General features: G+C 46.1%; 4 protein-coding genes. All 4 read left to right on the plus strand.

All coding sequences use genetic code 11. The features are described 5' to 3' along the window. Positions 1-182 precede the first annotated feature (182 nt). The 4 genes from pta (at position 183) to rpmF (ending at position 3,404) form a co-directional block, all read left to right on the plus strand. Complete coding sequence (pta, locus tag QVO97_RS11390; RefSeq protein WP_022360441.1) at positions 183-1,178, plus strand: phosphate acetyltransferase; 996 nt, start codon at positions 183-185, stop codon at positions 1,176-1,178. Positions 1,179-1,411: 233 nt separating this feature from the next. Continuing rightward, positions 1,412-2,602 (plus strand): acetate/propionate family kinase, encoded by a 1,191-nt coding sequence (locus QVO97_RS11395; RefSeq protein WP_022360442.1) that lies wholly within the window; start codon positions 1,412-1,414, stop codon positions 2,600-2,602. Positions 2,603-2,700: 98 nt separating this feature from the next. Continuing rightward, positions 2,701-3,219 (plus strand): YceD family protein, encoded by a 519-nt coding sequence (locus QVO97_RS11400; protein WP_022360443.1) that lies wholly within the window; start codon positions 2,701-2,703, stop codon positions 3,217-3,219. Positions 3,220-3,221: 2 nt separating this feature from the next. After that, positions 3,222-3,404 carry a 50S ribosomal protein L32 gene (rpmF, locus tag QVO97_RS11405; protein WP_003499726.1) on the plus strand — a complete coding sequence of 61 codons (183 nt, stop codon included), beginning with the start codon at positions 3,222-3,224 and terminating at the stop codon, positions 3,402-3,404. Positions 3,405-3,459: the final 55 nt, after the last annotated feature.

Below are 3,459 nucleotides of genomic sequence, written 5' to 3' on the forward strand. Positions count from 1 at the left end.
GCCATTTTCTGCTTCATTTACATTATATAGTGGAAGTGCAGGAGCGTAAAGGGAAAATTATAGTGCATCTTGTTAAAAATTTAATTAATCAAAAATTTGAAAATCGCTCTTGTATACAATAAACAACTGGTATATAATGTTAGCAGTAATAGACACACACTTATGAAAGGGGTTTTATAACCATGGCATTTATTGACAAGATTAAGGAAAGAGCAAAAGCAGACAAGAAAACCATCGTTCTTCCAGAGTCAATGGACAAGAGAACATACGAGGCAGCTGAGAAAATTCTGAAAGAGGGTATCGCAAATCTGATCATCATCGGTACTCCGGAAGAGATTGAGAAAAACGGCAAAGGCTTCGACATTTCCGGTGCCACCATCGTTGACCCGTACAATGATCCGAATAAGCAGAAATACATCGACAAGTTCGTTGAATTAAGAGGCAAAAAAGGTGTTACTCCGGAAGTCGCAAAAGAGCAGATGGAGAAAGACTATATGTACTATGCTTGCCTGATGTGCAAGTGCGGCGATGCTGACGGCGCTGTATCTGGTGCATGCCATTCTACCGGCAACACCATTCGTCCGGCTCTGCAGCTTCTGAAGACCAAACCGGGTATCAGCTCTGTATCTGGCTTCTTCCTGATGGAAGTTCCGGATTGCGAGTTCGGTGAGAACGGTCTGTTCGTATTCGCTGACTGTGCAGTAAACACTGACTTCGATTCCAACAAGCTGGCTGAGATCGCTGGTCTGTCCGCAGAGAGCTTCAAGATGCTGGTTGGCGCAGAGCCGAAGGTAGCTATGCTGTCCTATTCTTCTATGGGTTCCGCTAAACATGATGATGTTACCAAGGTAGCAGATGCAGTTAAGATTGCTCATGAGAAGTTCCCGGAACTGAAACTGGATGGCGAGCTTCAGCTTGATGCAGCACTGGTTCCGTCTGTAGGCGAGGCTAAGGCACCGGGCAGCTCCGTAGCTGGACATGCTAACACCTTAGTATTCCCGTCCCTGGAAGCAGGCAATATTGGTTACAAACTGGTTCAGAGACTTGCAAAAGCTGGCGCTTATGGTCCGGTTCTTCAGGGTCTGTCCATGCCGGTAAACGATCTGTCCAGAGGATGCTTCGCAGACGATATCGTAGGCGTAGTAGCTATCACAGCTGTACAGGCTCAGCAGGCATAATTAATACCAATTGGAATCAAATGGATGGAGAACTGGCACCGCGTCAGAGAATCTTAAATCCGTTTAATTAAGAATTAAAAGTGATAATTACAGTTCAGCCCGGTATTCATACATAATCCTTCAGTTCACAACAGGGCAGTGCAGACGTTTTTGCAGATGCTTCCGTGTGAACCGCATATAGAGAGAATACCTGCGGCTGAATTGTGATGTTATAAAGAAAGGAATCTATTACCATGAATATTTTAGTTATTAACTGCGGAAGTTCTTCCTTAAAGTATCAGTTAATCAACTCTGAGACAGAGGGCGTTCTGGCTAAGGGCCTTTGCGAGAGAATCGGCATCGACGGTATGCTGACTTACCAGCCGGAGGGCGGCGAAAAAGAGAAATCTGAGATCGCTATGCCGACCCATACAGAGGCTATCAACGCAGTTCTGGCAGCCCTGACTAACGAGAAGAGCGGCGTTATCAAGAGCCTGTCTGAGGTAGGTGCAGTTGGACATCGTGTCGTACACGGCGGCGAGAAATTTACTTCTTCCTGCTTAATCAACGACGAGTCCATGAAAGCGATCGAAGAGTGCAACGATCTGGCACCGCTTCACAACCCGGCAAACCTGATCGGTATCCGTGCCTGCCAGGAACTTATGCCAGGCGTACCGATGGTAGCTGTATTTGATACCGCTTTTCATCAGACCATGCCGGATGTTGCTTACACCTACGGTATTCCGTATGAATACTATGAGAAATACAAAGTTAGACGTTACGGCTTCCATGGTACTTCCCACAGCTACGTATCTAAGAGAACCGCTGAGATCGTTGGAAAACCGTATGATCAGATGAAGATCATCGTTTGCCACCTGGGTAACGGCGCCAGCATCTCCGCTGTAAACTGCGGCAAATCTGTAGACACCAGTATGGGTCTGACTCCACTGGAAGGTCTGGTTATGGGTACACGTTCTGGTGACCTCGATCCGGCTATCATCGATTTCGTAGGTAAAAAAGAAGGTCTGTCCCTGGATGAGATGAACGAAGTCCTGAATAAGAAATCCGGTATGCTCGGTATCTCTGGCGTATCCAGCGATGGTCGTGATCTGGAAGCAGCAGCTGAGACTGGCAACAAGAGAGCACAGCTGGCCCTGGACGTATTCGATTACCGCGTAATCAAATATATCGGTGCATACGCAGCAGCTATGAACGGTGTAGATGCAATCGCATTTACCGCTGGTATCGGCGAGAACAACATCAAGATGAGAAAAGATGTTTGCAGCAGCCTGACCTACTTAGGCGTTAAACTGGATGAGGAGAAGAACAACGTAAGAGGTGAGGAGAGAATCATCTCTGCTGACGACTCCAAGGTTCAGGTTCTCCTGGTTCCGACCAACGAAGAGCTGGCTATCGCCCGCGAGACTCTTGCACTGGTAAAATAATTAAATATGAATTAAAATTTGCAAAAATATGTAAAATTAATCATTGACAAACGCGCTCGACCTTTGTATAATATCAAAGTGCGTATTAGGAGATTAGTATGCTGATTCATTTATCGGAACTTTTTAACTGCGAGGGTAGAAAGAAAGTCTATACAGTCGAGACTGCGCTGGACTCTGTTGATTTTGACGGAGAGACGTTTCAGATTGAGAAGGCTGAGCCTTTTGAACTGGAACTGACGGCTAAGACACGGCATAAGTATACGATGAGTGGTCATGCGACGCTGACGGTGGGAGGTCACTGTGCGCGTTGTCTGGAGCCAGTATCTTTCGACTGCGAACTGGATTTTGGACGAGAGTTTGAGGTGCAGGACGGTCAGGAGGAGAGTTTAGATGATGAACCCTTTATGAAGGGGTACAATCTGGATGTAGACCAGTTGGTTTGCAACGAACTGCTACTGAGCTTGCCTATGAAAGTCCTGTGCAGAGAAGACTGCAAGGGGATTTGCAATAGATGTGGTACAAATCTTAATCTTCGGACTTGTACCTGTGACACTAGGTCGCTCGATCCAAGGATGTCGGTTATCCAGGAGATATTCAATGAATTTAAGGAGGTGTAACCATGTCTATCTGTCCTAAGAACAAATCTTCCAAAGCAAGAAGAGACAGCCGCAGAGCTAACTGGAAAATGAGTGCTCCGAACTTAGTAAAGTGCAGCAAGTGCGGTGCTCTGATGATGCCTCACAGAGTGTGCAAAGCTTGCGGAAGCTACAACAAGAAAGAAATCGTTAAAGTAGAAGACTAATTCAATACTTTAATATCAGGGGTTAGGTCGTAAAGACCTAACCCTTATGTACAAG

Origin of the sequence: Clostridium sp. CAG:43 (genome assembly GCF_000434655.1) — a bacterium.
In the GTDB taxonomy this organism is placed as follows: domain Bacteria; phylum Bacillota; class Clostridia; order Lachnospirales; family Lachnospiraceae; genus Otoolea; species Otoolea fessa.

Coding starts and splice junctions, on each gene's coding strand:
- pta (WP_022360441.1), top strand. CDS start 183: ATGGCATTTATTGACAAGATTAAGGAAAGAGCAAAAGCAGACAAGAAA.
- QVO97_RS11395 (WP_022360442.1), top strand. CDS start 1,412: ATGAATATTTTAGTTATTAACTGCGGAAGTTCTTCCTTAAAGTATCAG.
- QVO97_RS11400 (WP_022360443.1), top strand. CDS start 2,701: ATGCTGATTCATTTATCGGAACTTTTTAACTGCGAGGGTAGAAAGAAA.
- rpmF (WP_003499726.1), top strand. CDS start 3,222: ATGTCTATCTGTCCTAAGAACAAATCTTCCAAAGCAAGAAGAGACAGC.